Below are 247 nucleotides of genomic sequence, written 5' to 3' on the forward strand. Positions count from 1 at the left end.
TCAACATCATTAAAACCTTCGGGTAGCTGTGGTCGACGAGACATCTGTTCTAGATAATGCATGGTAATGATGCCTAAGCATAGTTGGCGGCAGCTTAAGGATTTAGAAAATGCGATTGGTATTACCTTCATGACTGACTCATCAGTCCGAAAAATCTTCCGGTTCTTGATCGCCTTACGAATGACGCTATTCAAGGACTCAATGGCATTCGTTGTATAAATCGCTTTTCGGATATCTTCAGGATAGT

The 247-nt window shown here is 41.7% G+C and carries 1 protein-coding gene; it reads right to left on the minus strand.

Annotation, left to right across the window (positions count from 1 at the left end):
- On the minus strand, nt 1–247 hold a 247-nt coding region (locus AK963_RS36500), incomplete at both ends, for a transposase (RefSeq protein ID WP_238593928.1).

Source organism: Endozoicomonas atrinae, from assembly GCF_001647025.1.
Taxonomy (GTDB): Bacteria; Pseudomonadota; Gammaproteobacteria; order Pseudomonadales; family Endozoicomonadaceae; genus Endozoicomonas; species Endozoicomonas atrinae.